The 15455-nt window shown below is 45.3% G+C and carries 11 protein-coding genes; 5 read left to right on the top strand and 6 right to left on the bottom strand.

Annotated features, from left to right (window positions below; genetic code table 11):
• Positions 1 to 81 precede the first annotated feature (81 nt).
• The 5 genes from aceF to ampD all read right to left on the bottom strand — a co-directional run bounded on the left by aceF (position 82) and on the right by ampD (position 7316).
• Positions 82 to 2079 carry a dihydrolipoyllysine-residue acetyltransferase gene (gene aceF / locus Q4Q54_RS16510; RefSeq protein WP_311989010.1) on the bottom strand — a complete coding sequence of 666 codons (1998 nt, stop codon included), beginning with the start codon at positions 2077 to 2079 and terminating at the stop codon, positions 82 to 84.
• 12 nt (positions 2080 to 2091) lie between these two features.
• Entirely contained in the window at positions 2092 to 4758 is a 2667-nt protein-coding gene (gene aceE / locus Q4Q54_RS16515) for a pyruvate dehydrogenase (acetyl-transferring), homodimeric type (protein ID WP_006083344.1), read from the bottom strand.
• An 81-nt stretch (positions 4759 to 4839) separates the two neighbouring features.
• Positions 4840 to 5592, bottom strand: a complete 753-nt coding sequence (pdhR, locus tag Q4Q54_RS16520; protein ID WP_006083345.1) for a pyruvate dehydrogenase complex transcriptional repressor PdhR — start codon at positions 5590 to 5592, stop codon at positions 4840 to 4842.
• Between the two features lie 239 nt (positions 5593 to 5831).
• On the bottom strand, positions 5832 to 6683 hold the full coding sequence (gene ampE / locus Q4Q54_RS16525) for a beta-lactamase regulator AmpE (protein ID WP_012090379.1): 852 nt from the start codon (positions 6681 to 6683) through the stop codon (positions 5832 to 5834).
• A 69-nt stretch (positions 6684 to 6752) separates the two neighbouring features.
• Positions 6753 to 7316 carry a 1,6-anhydro-N-acetylmuramyl-L-alanine amidase AmpD gene (ampD, locus tag Q4Q54_RS16530; RefSeq protein WP_311989011.1) on the bottom strand — a complete coding sequence of 188 codons (564 nt, stop codon included), beginning with the start codon at positions 7314 to 7316 and terminating at the stop codon, positions 6753 to 6755.
• A gap of 270 nt (positions 7317 to 7586) precedes the next feature.
• On the opposite strand from ampD, the gene nadC reads away from it, so the two are divergent.
• Together nadC and Q4Q54_RS16540 are read left to right on the top strand one after the other, a co-directional pair.
• Positions 7587 to 8468 carry a carboxylating nicotinate-nucleotide diphosphorylase gene (nadC, locus tag Q4Q54_RS16535; protein WP_006083348.1) on the top strand — a complete coding sequence of 294 codons (882 nt, stop codon included), beginning with the start codon at positions 7587 to 7589 and terminating at the stop codon, positions 8466 to 8468.
• A 679-nt stretch (positions 8469 to 9147) separates the two neighbouring features.
• A complete protein-coding gene (locus tag Q4Q54_RS16540) occupies positions 9148 to 9558 on the top strand; it encodes a prepilin-type N-terminal cleavage/methylation domain-containing protein (protein WP_310795177.1) in 411 nt (136 codons plus the stop codon).
• 47 nt (positions 9559 to 9605) lie between these two features.
• Here the strand turns inward: Q4Q54_RS16540 and Q4Q54_RS16545 are convergent, their stop codons facing one another.
• Positions 9606 to 11027, bottom strand: a complete 1422-nt coding sequence (locus Q4Q54_RS16545; protein WP_311989012.1) for an O-antigen ligase family protein — start codon at positions 11025 to 11027, stop codon at positions 9606 to 9608.
• 318 nt (positions 11028 to 11345) lie between these two features.
• Between Q4Q54_RS16545 and pilB the strand changes: the two genes are divergently transcribed.
• The 3 genes from pilB (at position 11346) to Q4Q54_RS16560 (ending at position 15432) form a co-directional block, all read left to right on the top strand.
• Positions 11346 to 13058 carry a type IV-A pilus assembly ATPase PilB gene (pilB, locus tag Q4Q54_RS16550; RefSeq protein ID WP_259214674.1) on the top strand — a complete coding sequence of 571 codons (1713 nt, stop codon included), beginning with the start codon at positions 11346 to 11348 and terminating at the stop codon, positions 13056 to 13058.
• A 148-nt stretch (positions 13059 to 13206) separates the two neighbouring features.
• Complete coding sequence (locus Q4Q54_RS16555) at positions 13207 to 14478, top strand: type II secretion system F family protein (protein ID WP_259214673.1); 1272 nt, start codon at positions 13207 to 13209, stop codon at positions 14476 to 14478.
• 39 nt (positions 14479 to 14517) lie between these two features.
• Positions 14518 to 15432 carry an A24 family peptidase gene (locus Q4Q54_RS16560; protein WP_311989013.1) on the top strand — a complete coding sequence of 305 codons (915 nt, stop codon included), beginning with the start codon at positions 14518 to 14520 and terminating at the stop codon, positions 15430 to 15432.
• Positions 15433 to 15455: the final 23 nt, after the last annotated feature.

Consider the following 15455-nt stretch of genomic DNA (forward strand, 5'->3'; position numbering starts at 1 on the left):
GTAAGGTGGGCGCATTTTAACCTGTGTTTGATACTGATCACAATAAACAAAAGGCCACTCAAGATGAGCAGCCTTATATGCTTACAGAACCAAAGTACGAATATCGGACAGAATTCCTGACAGCGTCACACTAAAGCGTGCAGCCATAGCACCATCGATCACGCGGTGATCGTATGACAGTGACAGCGGCAACATCAATTTAGGTTCGAACTCTTTACCATTCCACTTAGGCTTAATTTCAGATTTAGACACACCTAAAATCGCCACGTCTGGGTAGTTAACGATAGGCGTAAACGCTGTACCGCCAATGCCACCTAAACTAGAAATAGTAAAACAGCTACCTTGCATGTCAGCAGATTTCAGCTTGCCATCACGGGCACGGATAGAGATATCAGCCAGTTCACGAGATAACTCGATAATGCCTTTCTTATCCACGTCACGCACGACTGGCACAACCAAACCGTTTGGCGTATCAACCGCCACACCGATGTGGAAATACTTCTTCTGGATCAGTGATTCGCCATCGCTACTTAAGCTTGAGTTGAACACTGGGAACTGTTGCAACGTTTTAGCCACAGCTTTTAGCATAAACACTAAAGGCGTGATCTTGTAATCGGCTTTCTTCTTCGCCGCTACATCGTTTTGCTGCTTACGGAACTCTTCCATTTCAGTGATATCAGCTTCATCGAACTGAGTCACGTGCGGAATAGTTACCCAGTTGCGGTGTAAGTTAGGGCCAGAAATCTTCTGGATACGGCTTAATGGAATCTCTTCCACTTCACCAAACTTACTGAAATCAACTTTAGGTGCTGCAATCACTTGCAGACCGCCGCCGTTACCTGAACCCACAGAGGTTGCCGCAGTCGCTTTCGGACGAGACAGTTCGTATTTCACATACGCCTGTACGTCTTCTTTCATAATGCGACCTTTACGGCCAGAACCTGTCACTTGGGTCAAGTCGACACCAAATTCACGGGCTAAACGACGTACCGCAGGAGACGCATGTACCGCACCGGTAGACACAGGTGTACCTGCACTTGGGTGGTGTGGTACTGGAGGACGGCTTGCAGGTGTTGGGGCTGCAACGGGCGCCGCGCTCACTGGAGCAGGAGCCGCAGCTTGAGCAACAGGTGCAGGAGCTGCACCCACTGTCACAGTTTCAATCGTCGCAATAACGCTACCTTGAGAAACCTTGTCACCCACTTTAATAGTCAAAGACAGCAGTTTACCGGCGAATGGCGCAGGCACTTCCATGGTGGCTTTGTCAGTTTCAAGGGTAATCAAACCTTGGTCAGCAGTGATTTCATCACCGACAGACACGAGCACTTCGATCACATCGACATTGCTGGCATCGCCAATATCCGGCACTTGAATTTCTTTTACCGCAACCACACTTGCCGCTGGTGCAGCAGGTGCTGCGGCCACTGGCGCTACCGTAGCGGCAGGAGCCGCTTGGGCAGCAACAGTTGGCGCGGCTGCAGGTGCAGCGCCGCCCACTTCAAGCATGATGACTAAAGAGCCTTGCGACACTTTATCGCCAACTGCGACTTTAACGTCTTTAACCACACCCGCGAAAGGTGATGGTACGTCCATGGTCGCTTTGTCTGTTTCTAGGGTAATTAAACCGCTATCAACTTCAATCTTGTCACCGACAGCAACCAGGACTTCGATAACCGACACATCAGTGTCGCCACCGATATCAGGTACAGTGACTTCAACCACTTTGGTTGCGCCCGTCGCAGGAGCAGCAGCCACAGGGGCAGGAGCCGCTTGAACTGGTGCAGATGCTGGTGCCGCCTGAGCGGGTGCAGCAACTGGAGCCGGAGCAGCAGCTGCCGCGCCCGCTGCTTGCATCATAGCAATCAAAGTACCTTCAGATACTTTATCGCCCACAGCCACTTTCAATTCGGCTAAAACACCGGCGAAAGGCGCTGGAATATCCATAGTCGCCTTGTCGCTTTCGACGGTAAGAATCGATTCTTCTGCCGCTAGGGTATCACCCACAGCCACACAAATTTCGATCACTTGCACTTCATCGCCGCCGATATCAGGAACAAAAACTTCTTTTAATTCAGCCATTTTTATTGCCTCTTACGCGTACTGTGGATTGATCTTGTCAGCGTCGATACCATATTCTTTAATGGCTTTTGCTAACACATCGACAGGCAGCTCTTTGCGATCAACCAGTGATTTCAGTGCCGCAATAACGATGAACTTAGCGTCCACTTCGAAGTGGTGACGTAGATTCTCGCGGCTGTCTGAACGACCGAAACCGTCAGTACCTAACACTTTGTAATCGGTAGGAATGTAAGCACGTAACTGTTCGCCGTAAATCTTCATATAGTCAGTCGCGACGATTGCAGGTGCATCACTTGAAATCACTTGGCTGATATAGGCTTGTTTTGGCGTTTCGGTTGGGTGCAGCATGTTCCAACGTTCAGCAGCTTGACCATCGCGAGTCAATTCGTTGAAGCTAGTTACGCTAAATACGTCGGCAGTAATACCGAAGTCTTTCGCCAGTGCTTGCGCCGCTTTACGGGTTTGTTCAAGGATAGTGCCACAGCTCATTAACTGAACTTTGCCTTTACCTGAGCCCGCAACCGTTTCTAACTTATAGATGCCTTTCACTATGCCCACTTCCGCGCCTTCTGGCATGGCTGGTTGCTCATAGTTTTCGTTCATTGTGGTCAAGTAGTAGAAGATATCTTCTTGATTCTCGCCGTACATACGACGGATACCATCTTGTACCACAACGGCAATTTCGTAGCCGTAGGTTGGATCGTAAGAAATACAGTTAGGGATAGTGTTCGCCAATACGTGGCTGTGACCATCTTGATGCTGTAAACCTTCGCCGTTAAGCGTTGTACGACCTGAAGTACCACCGACTAAGAAACCACGAGCACGCATGTCACCCGCTGCCCAAGCCATGTCGCCAATACGTTGGAAACCGAACATTGAGTAGTAGATGTAGAACGGGATCATAGGTGTATCGTTGACAGAGTAGCTTGTCGCTGCCGATACCCATGAAGACATAGCACCGAGCTCGTTAATCCCTTCTTGCAATACTTGACCAGTTTTATCTTCACGATAATAAGCCACTTGGTCAGAGTCTTGCGGTACGTATTTTTGGCCTTCGTGAGCATAAATACCCACTTGACGGAACAGACCTTCCATACCGAAAGTACGGGCTTCGTCAGGAATAATTGGCACAATGTTTTTGCCAATTTTCTTGTCTTTCAGCAATGCTGTCAGCACGCGAACGAACGCCATAGTCGATGAAATTTCACGGCCGTTTGAGCCCTGCAAAATCGAATCGAAAATCTTCAGTGACGGCACTTCCATCTCTTCAGTGAACTTTTGACGACGTTGTGGCACGCTACCATGCAGCGCTTCACGACGGCTCATCATGTACTTCACTTCTTCAGAATCTGGACCTGGGTGATAGAAAGGCAGATCTTCTAACTGGTCATCTGGGATCGGGATATTGAAACGATCGCGGAAGTAACGGATAGACTCAACGCCCATCTTCTTCACGTTGTGCGCGATGTTTTTACCTTCACCCGCATCACCTAAGCCGTAACCTTTAACGGTTTTAGCTAGGATAACTGTTGGACGGCCTTTGGTTTTTTGTGCATGTTCCAGTGCAGCGTAAACTTTAACTGGATCATGACCGCCACGGTTTAAGCGCCAAATGTCATCATCTGACATGTTCGCCACCATTTCGGCCGTTTCAGGATACTTACCAAAGAAGTGTTCGCGTGTATAAGCGCCACCTTTGGCTTTACAGTTTTGGTATTCACCGTCAACGGTTTCTTCCATCAACTGCAGTAGTTTACCGCTGGTGTCACGGGCTAATAATGGATCCCAGTAACGACCCCAAATCACTTTAACAACTTCCCAGCCTGCGCCGCGGAATTCGCCTTCAAGTTCTTGGATGATCTTACCGTTACCACGTACAGGGCCATCAAGACGCTGTAAGTTACAGTTAACGATGAAGACTAAGTTATCTAATTCTTCACGGGCCGCTAAACCGATAGCACCTAAGGCTTCTGGCTCGTCACACTCACCGTCACCTAAGAAACAGTAAACAGTTTGTGCTGAACAATCTTTCAGACCACGGTCAGTCAGATATTTCAGGAAACGGGCTTGATAGATGGCTTGGATTGGACCTAAGCCCATAGAAACCGTTGGGAATTGCCAGTAATCCGGCATCAGTTTTGGATGTGGGTATGAAGACAGACCCTTGCCATCCACTTCTTGACGGAAGTTAGCCAGTTGCTCTTCGCTTAAACGACCTTCTAGGAATGAACGCGCATAAATACCTGGGGCGATATGGCCTTGGAAATACACGAGATCGCCACCGTCTTTTTCATTCGGTGCACGGAAGAAGTGGTTAAAACATACGTCATAGATAGTCGCGCTTGAAGCGAAACTTGAGATATGGCCGCCCAACTCTAAATCTTTCTTAGAACCACGCAGAACCATAGCCAAAGCGTTCCAACGGATGATGGCGCGAATGCGACGTTCCATCTCTTGGTTGCCAGGCATGTGAGGCTCTTGACCCGCTGGGATAGTGTTCAAGTAAGCCGTTGTGGCATTGTAAGGCAAGTGAGTGCCATTACGACGCGCTTTATCGATCAGCTTCTCTAGTAAAAAATGCGCGCGCTCTGGGCCTTCCTGTTCCAACACGGCTTGCAGGGCATCAACCCATTCCTGAGTCTCTAATGGATCTACGTCTTGTAGCATATCTTCAGACATGACACTGTCCTTCTCTATATACATGATAATGAATGGTGTTTGCGGCATATTCCGATTTAGCAGGCAGCTAAACTACAGAACTTAAGCGCCACTCTTTAAACGGCGCAAGCTTCGCTGCAACCGGCTATCTTCTTCCCGCACAGATAACATCACCTCTTCGATGTAACTTAAGTGTTCATTCGAGGCTTCTCTGGCGGCTTCGGGATCACGACGAACGATGGCAGCGAGCAAGGCCCGTCTGTGATCGTTAGCCATAGTAGAAGCTTCTTCGCGGCGGCTTAAAAGCTCCAAGTTTTGCGCCACATTTTGATGCAGCACAGGGGTTAAACTGAGAACGAGGTGTAACATAGCCACGTTATGTGACGCTTCGGCAACGGCACGATAAAAGCGCACAATGGCGGCGGCTTGTTTTTCAATATCGGTGGCGGCTTCCACCTCGAGGATCATACGTTTGATATTTTGCATATCGGCGTCAGTACCACGCAGCGCCGCAAAATAAGCCATCATACCTTCGGTAGCATGACGGAACTCCAGCAAGTCGTATTGACTCTCTGGATCAGAATTCATAAGTTCAACGATAGGATCGGCAAGACTCTGCCAGAGTTGCTCTTTGACATAAGTACCACCGCCTTGGCGGCGCATTAACAGTCCTTTTGCCTCAAGCTTTTGGATAGCTTCACGCAAAGAAGGTCGAGACACTTCAAACTGGATCGCCAGTTCGCGTTCAGGCGGTAACTTCTGACCGGGCTGCAAACTGCCCTCTAAGATCATCTGCTCTAATTGAGCCATAATCACATCAGAAATTTTTGGCTGATTAATTTTACTATAGGCCATCAGGCGCTCAGCTCCGTTGTAAATTGGTCTTACCAATTTTTTTGAGTGAGCGCACTTTATCAAATCAGCGTTTTGATGTCCAGATTGAAGATCACTCCTTAAAAGCGATCTCGATCGAAAGCACTCACGAAGAGAGAGCATAGCGGAAAAAAATGTCTATGGGGTCAGACCATTTGACAGAGCTGAGCTATCTCAGCTCAGACTGCCAAATTCAGCTATCGCTGTGACGCTGATATTGCTTAACTCACCAATCCAAAAATGGTCAGCAGTGACAGTACCGCGACGATAAGTGTAAAGTTGCGTTTACTCAGTACTAATAATGCCAAGGTTGACTGTACACATATAGGTGCACTCGCGACCTCAGGTAAAGGTTGCGCTGCTAATGCCGTCTCAACAACGACAGTGCGAGCACTGGTATTTATGGTCAAACCATGATGGCGCCACGCGGCTAACCCTTCGCTAAATTGGCCACTTAACGCATAACCAAAAGCAAAGATGCGGCTAGGTAACCAATCCAACACGCTAATCACTTCGTTGACTAATGGCAGATCAAGGGATTTACGGGCATTTTCTTCTGCATAAAAACGCACAGTGCAATACAACACAGCACCGACTGGCCCCAGAAAAATGAAGAACAAAGCAACGGCGCCGTAATAACGATAATTAATCCAAGCAACACTTTGACCCACTTTAGCGCCAAGGTCTTTCTCGGATACCGCATCCAAACACTCGCTACAATCGAGCTCAGCGGCATAATGGTAACAAGCTTGGACGTCAGAACGACAAGCCGCTTGCATATATTTCTTGAAAATATCACGCTGTTTCTGATGGTTAAAACAAACCACCGCTACGACAATCCATAGCGCTAAACTTAATAAGCCCCAAAACATTCCCGCCACTAACCAAGACAACACATACACCAACAGGGCTGGCAGCACTAACGCCAGCGCCATCATAACGCTCGTCAGTGAGGCTTTATCACCAAAAAACGTCGTTTGGTAGGACTGCAGTAAACGATCAAATTGCCATGATGAAGGAAGAAATTTAAGTCGCTCCACTAAAATGGCGACCAAGAGTGAAAATAATGCCATGGGCTGTACCTCTATAATTTGTCCATAAATAGTCTAGGTTTGTGTGAAATACGTCTAAAATCCAAAAACCTAAGAGCGCAACGCCTGAGTATATTCCTTTAGCTTCCCTAAATATCTTTCCCAATCAAAACTTTGCCCAGGGTCTGTTTTGCGCATTGGCGCAATATCACAATGACCCACAATTCGTTCGGTACTCAGCGATGGATACTCAGCCAACAGAGCTTGCGTCAACGCTGTCAGTGACTGATATTGCTCAGGTGTGTAAGGCTCAGTATCAGTGCCTTCCAGCTCAATACCAATGGAGAAATCATTACAATTCTCTCTCTCGCCATAACGAGACACCCCAGCATGCCAAGCCCTGTCGTTACAACTCACGTACTGCACACGCTCGCCATTACGGCGGACCAAAAAGTGCGCCGAGACTTCCAAGCCCTGCAGCTGTGCAAAACTGGCATCCGCATTCGTATCTAAACACCCTTGAAATAATTGATCAATATAGGGTAATCCAAAGCAACCTGCTGGCAGGCTAATATTGTGGATCACCAATAAACTCAATTCACCCAAGGGACGTTGATTAAAATGTGGTGACTCACAACGCCTTGCACCCTCACACCAACCCAATTCAAACCGCATTATGAGCTTATCCTCTATGCCACATAAACTGAGTTACTCTAACAGTATTCAGCCAAGCAAAGAAGAAACCCAGCACACGGAACAGGCTGACTTCATCATCTTTTAATATTGAGATCATGGAGCAAGCCATTCACTCCCAACTTAAATAAGCCAGAGGTTGAGTCCTGCAGCACAATCTTCCAAGCTGTTCCGTGAGACCTAAGGCCGTGGTAATCTTAACCTAAGATGCAAGTAGGTCGTCAGTAATTAAAGAATGCAAGGACCCCGCTCATGTTAGAAAACGATATTCGCCAGTCAGTAAAATCCGCACTCAGTGAAGACTTAGGCGGCACCGAAATCAACGATCAAACCAAGGCCATCGCTTATGGTGATATCACAGCAATGTTGATCCCTGCTGATAAGTACGCTGAAGCCACCCTTATTACCCGTGAAGAAGGCGTTTTTTGTGGAAAAGCATGGGCCGAACAAGTTTTTAATCAACTCGGTGGGGAAGTCGCACTGCATTGGCATGTGGATGATGGCGATCTGGTGTTACCTAACCAACTACTGTGTGAACTCTCAGGCCCAGCACGCACGATTCTCACCGGCGAACGCACGGCAATGAACTTTATCCAAACTCTGTCTGGCGTTGCGACCTTAACTAAGCATTATGTCGATAAACTGGTGGGCACTCACACTCGCCTATTAGATACTCGCAAAACCATTCCAGGCCTGCGCACCGCCCAGAAATATGCTGTCACCTGCGGCGGAGGTAAAAACCATCGCATTGGCTTATATGATGCATTTTTGATTAAAGAAAACCACATTATGGCCTGTGGTGGCATTCGCCAAGCCGTAGATACCGCCCGCAACTTGTACCCGAATAAACCCGTTGAAGTCGAAGTGGAATCACTCGAAGAACTCGCCTTAGCACTCGACTCTGGCACAGATATCATCATGTTAGATAACTTCGATATCACTAAAATGGTCGAAGCGGTTGAAATGAACAATCAATATAAAGCGAAAGGCGCCGGCGCTAAGCTTGAAGTCTCCGGCAATGTCACCTTAGACACTTTAGCCGAATTTGCTAAAACTGGTGTCGACTATATCTCAGTTGGTGCACTCACTAAGCATGTTCGCGCCCTAGACTTATCGCTTAGATTGAAAGCTTAAAACCGACTTAAAGTAAACCGTAACATTTGTTAAATCACAAAACGCTTTGCATGTACCAGACTCAAGAAGCAAAGCGTTTTGCCCTTATGATACGAATATCAGCAATGGCTAAACTCCTTCAAAAATCAATCGAAAATCCGCCATCACCTTGACTCTAGCGCTAATACCAGTCAATCAAACTGACATTGTCAAAATTTTGTTATAACACAATGTGTTTAATCTCCTATTTCTTAGACAAATGAATCATTTTATTAGTACTTTATGAGTAAAAGTTGTTTCATTTTATGCAACTTTGTACTAACTTTTACAAAGGCGAGATGGCCGTTTGGTCAACCTCACCTAAGGTCAGCACTGGAATGCCTGTCAAAATACTCTAATTTGCGTTTCAGGAGCACATTTTGAGGGGCATTAGCCTAAGGTGCGGTTACCGAAAGGATTTATTCAAACAGACATTAGCTCAGTAAAGTGGCTTTGGATAAATCAGCATGAGTCATTACACATGGGTCATTCAAGATCATCGGTGTACTGTTAATGTTACATAGATCATATAAATGATTTTATTAGCATCAATGAGTAAAAAAGTTTGACGAGTCAAAACAATTTATAGTGTAAAACAGCGTTTAGGTTTAACACTCTATTCAATCAAAGTAAGTCACTAAATAGTTAGCTGGAGAGAAAAATGAAGGCCATGAATTTAAAGAAACAAGCTCAGGGTTTTACTCTGATCGAACTAATGATCGTAGTTGCCATTATCGGTATTTTGGCTGCGGTAGCATTGCCTGCTTATAAAGATTACGTCACATCAGCCCAAGGTGGAGCCGCAATGAAAGGCGTTAGTGCTTTTGCCCAAAAAATTCAAGCATGCAACACAACTGGAATTGGCTGTACAGGTATACAAGCTGAAGTAGCAAAAAACACAAAAATGACTGCTTTGGCAGCGGAGCCATCACAAGGTGCAGGCGTTACTTTGGTCTGGACAGAACCTAAGTGCACACTTACAGCAACATTTGATGGAAATGGTGGTGTATCATACGCAATGACAGGTTCCGAACAATCCATCTGTAAAAAAGGCGCTGGTCTCGGCAGCTAATCTCGCAAATTCTTCTAAAGCCCCATCTTGGGGCTTTGTTATTTATATCAATTAATTATCCCGGTTAACCATAATCTTGGATAAAGTTGTTGATTAAGCCCGGCATCACTAAGGCTAGCGATTAACAGCGCACCACAGATTATCACTATTGCCACTAGCCCCACTTTCCAAGGTAACGCTATCACTCGCAATTGATATTGGCGACAATTAAGCGCCAATAACGCGACTAACAATGCTTGGGATAATGGCATCACAATTACCCCATCAAACATGGCATAAATCCATACTGCGCAAATAGCAAATACCAGCACAATATCGGTTACGTCCATATTTGTGTCGATGTTGGTATCGATGCTACTTTGTAGTTTTACAGCCAAATACTCATTCGGCTTTGCCCCCAATAATGTCAGCCTCTTTAATATTGTCCGTAATTTCATCACTGACCAACTCGCCAGCAAGATAAATGAAAATACACCAAACTCATATAAAAACTGCAGTAGAGCATTATGGGGGTGGGCATTAGGCAAAGGTCTTGCTTCTGCCCATGCAAAACTCATTGGCCCGTAACCTAACCAAACACATTCAGGGATCGTTTGCAAAATATAAATCCACATGTCAATGCGACCTGAGCTATTGGTTCTTAATTGCCAAATTTGGCTATCAAAAATAAACAGTGGAATAATAATGATCAACACTAACCACAAAAGCGTGCCTAAAGCCACAGCCTTCATAATTGGGAGAATAAAGGCTTTACGCAGGTCGACAGGTAAAAAACTATACACAACAAAAGCTGCCACCACCATTGCGAGTAATGCCCCGCGAGCCTCTGATTGCAGCAAGATTAACCACAACACACTAAAGGCCAACATGGCTGCCTGCTTATATTTATTGAGTTGTTCAATATAAAAAGATAAGCACAAAAGCGGCATCATAATAACTTGCAACTGATTGAAAAACCTAACATTCATAAAGCCAGCAACTAAAGAATGCACATCGGGCCGATTAGCATCGAAGGCATGAAAAAGCAGTAGCAAAAAAAACTTAACTGAAATACAAACCGAAAAAAATAATGCAAACCAAAAAAAATATTGCAGCACAACAGTTTTGCCTATATCCGCAATCAGTACACCGACGATATAAAACAAGCAGAACAACAATAAAAAGTTGGCTAATTCAAGCAATGACCAAAATGGGTGTTTACTATTTAATGCAGAAATAAAACCCAAAATAAATATTACACAGACAACCCAACATGTGTAAGGAGAAAGTATAGTTATCAGTACAGATTTTCTGCATGAAAGCAACACCATAGCGACCACCACAAATACGATAACTAAAATCCGTTTCAGATCATAAGAGTTACCCAGTCCAGCGAAACCACTGAGATAGCCAGAAAGAAGAGAACCCATAAAAAAAATGGCAAAAAATAAAAAAAGAATTATTCGAGAAAAAGCATGAGAGAGTATCAACTTGAACATCCTTATTGACGACTTAGATCATAGCAATGATTATTAAATATCATATTGTTGATTTTAAAAGGAAACTATATTTTCAAAAAGGACTTTATTCATATAAAACAATAAAAGTCGATTTTAAAATGCCCCCAATCAGAACACTAATAAAGATCCGATAGTAGAAATTAACGGTATCTGCTCGCGACAGCATATACATTAAACTGCATCTCTATGATGAACATCATTTTTCTGCGATTATGGAGCCTTTATTATAAATGACAAATGCTTTTTTTGGCGCTATTATGAGCTACTTTATCAAGATAGGAGTATGTTATGCCATCTACAGGCCTTCACTTAGGGCTGTCGACCCTTTTTATCCGCAAAGGTCTGCTAAATGAAGAGCAGATGGCTAACGCTATCACTAAATCTCGACAAAACAAACACGCCCTTGTAAGCACCTTAGTTCAAAGTAAGCTAATCTCTGCCCGTGCAATAGCCGAGCTTTGCTATGAGGAATATGGCACTCCACTTCTCGATCTCACTGAATTTGATCTTGCTTCCATCCCTGAAGAATTTCTTAATAAAAAACTCATTGAAAAACACCGCTGCTTACCCTTGTTCAAGCGTGGGAATCGCCTCTATATAGGCACATCCGACCCAACCAATATTGCCGCCCTTGAAGATTTCCAATTTAGTGCAGGCCTGCATGCCGAAGCGATTCTGGTTGAAGAAGATAAACTTGCTAAAGCGTTGGAGAAAATTCTCGAAGAAGATATTAGTGGTCTCGATTTAGGCGGCATGGACGAAGCAGCGCTGGCAGCGATAGAAATTACTGATACAGACAGACGTAGCGAAGAGTCTACTGGTGAGAGTAGTGACGATGCGCCTATTGTCATTTATATCAATAAAATTTTGACCGATGCGATTCGTAAGGGTGCGTCGGATCTACACTTTGAACCCTATGAGAAACGCTATCGCATACGGTTTCGTATAGACGGTATTCTGCACGAAGTCTCTGAACCACCTATTAGCCTCGCTGGTCGTTTATCGGCGCGCCTAAAGGTAATGTCGAAACTCGATATCGCCGAACGGCGCGTGCCACAGGATGGTCGAATTAAGATGAAACTATCCCGCACTAAATCTATCGACTTTCGGGTTAGCACTCTGCCGACCCTGTGGGGTGAAAAGATTGTAATGCGGATTTTGGACTCGTCCTCAGCACAACTAGGCATCGAAAAACTCGGCTACGAGCCCGACCAAGAAAAACTCTACCTTGAGATGCTGGCAAAACCCCAAGGGATGATTTTAGTGACGGGTCCAACGGGCTCAGGTAAGACCGTCTCCCTTTACACTGGGTTAAATATTCTCAATACCGAAGAGCGTAATATTTCTACCGCAGAAGATCCGGTTGAAATTAACCTTGAAGGTGTGAACCAAGTTCACATTAATTTAAAGGCAGGCCTCACCTTCGCATCCGCTTTACGTTCATTTCTACGCCAAGACCCTGATGTGGTGATGGTGGGCGAAATCCGCGATCTGGAAACAGCCGAAATTGCCATTAAAGCGGCGCAAACAGGACACTTAGTCTTATCGACCTTGCACACAAACTCGGCTGCTGAAACCTTAACCCGTTTAATCAACATGGGTGTACCTGGCTATAACATAGCTAGCTCTGTGAATTTGATTATTGCCCAGCGCTTAGCGCGTCGTCTCTGCCCCGAATGTAAACAAGCTGAAGTGATACCCGAGCATGAATTACTGCGCCTTGGTTTTGCCCAAACACAAATTACTCAAGGCTTTACCACCTTTAAACCCATTGGCTGCGAACATTGCTCTGCGGGCTACAAGGGGCGGGTTGGCATTTATGAAGTGATGAAAATGTCTGACGAAATAGCCCGCACTATCATGGAAGGGGGGAACTCTTTACAAATCGCCTCCCAAGCTAAAGCGCAAGGAATGCGGGATTTGCGTCAATCAGGATTATTGAAAGTGATCCACGGTGTTACTAGTATTGCAGAAGTCAATCGCGTAACCAGTTTTGGCTAAATCCAATCTTTATGTCTAAAGTTACGTCTAAAATTCAGGCAATAGCGCATTATTACTCGTATATTTGAATCTTAGAGTCCAAACTATTTCGCAAGCACAGCGTTCAGTTAACTAGAAATCTAGAACGATTTATTTACAGGAATCATTTATGGCTACGGCAACGACAACAAGAAAGCCTCGCACCAAGAAAGCCGAGCAAAAAAGCCAACCCAAAATCTATACTTTCGAATGGAAAGGTGTTAATCGCGACGGCAAGAAAACCGCAGGTGAGCTCAGGGGCGCAACCGCAGCCGAAATCCGTAGCCAGTTAAAATCCCAAGGCGTTACCCCAAAGAGTGTTCGTAAACAGTCCTCTGCGCTATTTAAGTTAGGTGATCCAAAAATCACCCCTATGGATATTGCTGTAATGACTCGCCAAATTGCGACTATGCTCGCGGCGGGCGTGCCTTTAGTCACCACAATTGAACTACTCGGCCGTGGGCACGAGAAAGCTAAGATGCGGGAACTTTTAGGAAATATCCTCAGTGAAATTCAATCGGGTATTCCTTTATCAGATGCTATGCGCCCCCATAGGCGCTACTTCGATGAGCTATATGTTGACCTAGTTGCAGCAGGCGAGCACTCAGGCTCACTGGATTTGGTTTTTGATCGCGTGGCGACATACAGAGAAAAAACAGAAGCCCTCAAATCAAAAATTAAGAAGGCCATGTTCTATCCAGCAGCAGTTGTCATAGTCGCAATCTTAGTCACATCCTTATTACTGTTGTTTGTGGTACCGCAATTTGAGGAAATCTTCAAAGGCTTTGGTGCTGAACTGCCCGCCTTTACTCAATTAGTACTGCATATTTCACGCGGCTTACAATCCTCTTGGTATATATTTTTAGCAGCTATCGTCGGCGGAGTATTTTTGTTCGTTCGAGCCCACCGAAACTCACAAATGGTGAGAGATCGAGTAGACGAAGCTGTGCTTAAAATCCCAGCCATTGGGCCTATTTTACACAAAGGTGCGATGGCTCGATTCGCTCGTACTTTAGCAACCACTTTCGCCGCCGGCGTGCCGTTAATTGATGGTTTAGAATCCGCAGCTGGCGCATCGGGTAATGCAGTCTATCGAAAAGCGATTTTAAAAATTCGTCAAGAAGTCATGGCGGGGATGCAGATGAATGTGGCTATGCAGACCACTGGGCTTTTCCCCGACATGTTAGTGCAAATGGTGATGATAGGCGAAGAATCAGGTTCACTAGATAACATGCTCAATAAAGTCTCTACTATCTACGAAATGCAAGTAGACGATGCCGTAGATGGCTTATCAAGCCTGATAGAACCGATTATGATGGTGGTCATCGGTACTGTCGTCGGCGGTTTAATTGTTGCTATGTACTTACCTATCTTCCAGATGGGTAAAGTTGTTAGCGGCTAGTTTAATTTCTCATCCTCAAAATATAAATAAGAACATTAAATGTCAGAATTCATCTCCCTTTTAGGCCTGCACCCTTATCTCTTTATTGCTCTAAGCTTTATTTTTGCCGCTACCATTGGTAGTTTTTTAAACGTGGTGATCCACAGATTTCCTGTGATGATGAAACGGGAGTGGCAGCAAGAATGTAATCAGTATTTACAGGAATACCACGAAGACATAGTCAAAAAAATAGGGATAGACCAACTCAATAAACCTATAGATGCCTTCCCTGAAAAGTATAATCTTGTTGTGCCGGGCTCAGCCTGCACCAAGTGCAAAACGTCGATTAAACCTTGGCATAATTTACCCGTATTAGGCTGGTTAATGCTCAAGGGAAAATGCGCCGCCTGTCACGCCCCTATTTCTGCTCGCTACCCCATTATTGAATTCATCACAGGGCTACTTATCGCGACTTTAGCTTGGCATTTTGGTCCAAGCTGGCAGTTTGTTTTTGCGAGCATACTCACCTTTGTGCTTGTAGCACTGACGGGTATCGATCTTGATGAGATGTTGCTCCCCGACCAAATGACGCTACCGTTACTTTGGCTCGGCTTGATCATCAATCTAAATCATACCTTTGCGAGCCCAACCGATGCTATTGTCGGTGCGACGGCAGGCTATTTGAGTCTATGGTCCATTTTCTGGTTGTTTAAAATCCTCACCGACAAGGAAGGCATGGGCTATGGCGACTTTAAATTACTCGCCGTTTTCGGTGCTTGGCTTGGCTGGCAAATGCTGCCACTGGTGATTTTACTTTCGTCACTCGTTGGCGCAGTCGTTGGCATCACTATGATTGTTAGTAAACGCCTGAAACAAGGTAATCCCATCCCATTTGGGCCTTATATTGCTGCTGCAGGCTGGATAGCCCTAATATGGGGTCAACCTATAGTGGATTGGTACTTAAGTACGTTATAGAACAAGCTTCACTTAAGGATAAC

Origin of the sequence: Shewanella sp. SP2S2-4 (assembly GCF_031932025.1) — a bacterium.
GTDB lineage: Bacteria > Pseudomonadota > Gammaproteobacteria > Enterobacterales > Shewanellaceae > Shewanella > Shewanella baltica.

What these genes read in the sequence shown, in the direction of transcription:
- pdhR (WP_006083345.1), bottom strand. Translation starts at nt 5,592, where the DNA reads ATGGCCTATAGTAAAATTAATCAGCCAAAAATTTCTGATGTGATTATG.
- ampE (WP_012090379.1), bottom strand. Translation starts at nt 6,683, where the DNA reads ATGGCATTATTTTCACTCTTGGTCGCCATTTTAGTGGAGCGACTTAAA.
- aceF (WP_311989010.1), bottom strand. Translation starts at nt 2,079, where the DNA reads ATGGCTGAATTAAAAGAAGTTTTTGTTCCTGATATCGGCGGCGATGAA.
- Q4Q54_RS16540 (WP_310795177.1), top strand. Translation starts at nt 9,148, where the DNA reads ATGAAGGCCATGAATTTAAAGAAACAAGCTCAGGGTTTTACTCTGATC.
- Q4Q54_RS16555 (WP_259214673.1), top strand. Translation starts at nt 13,207, where the DNA reads ATGGCTACGGCAACGACAACAAGAAAGCCTCGCACCAAGAAAGCCGAG.
- ampD (WP_311989011.1), bottom strand. Translation starts at nt 7,316, where the DNA reads ATGCGGTTTGAATTGGGTTGGTGTGAGGGTGCAAGGCGTTGTGAGTCA.
- pilB (WP_259214674.1), top strand. Translation starts at nt 11,346, where the DNA reads ATGCCATCTACAGGCCTTCACTTAGGGCTGTCGACCCTTTTTATCCGC.
- Q4Q54_RS16560 (WP_311989013.1), top strand. Translation starts at nt 14,518, where the DNA reads ATGTCAGAATTCATCTCCCTTTTAGGCCTGCACCCTTATCTCTTTATT.
- nadC (WP_006083348.1), top strand. Translation starts at nt 7,587, where the DNA reads ATGTTAGAAAACGATATTCGCCAGTCAGTAAAATCCGCACTCAGTGAA.
- aceE (WP_006083344.1), bottom strand. Translation starts at nt 4,758, where the DNA reads ATGTCTGAAGATATGCTACAAGACGTAGATCCATTAGAGACTCAGGAA.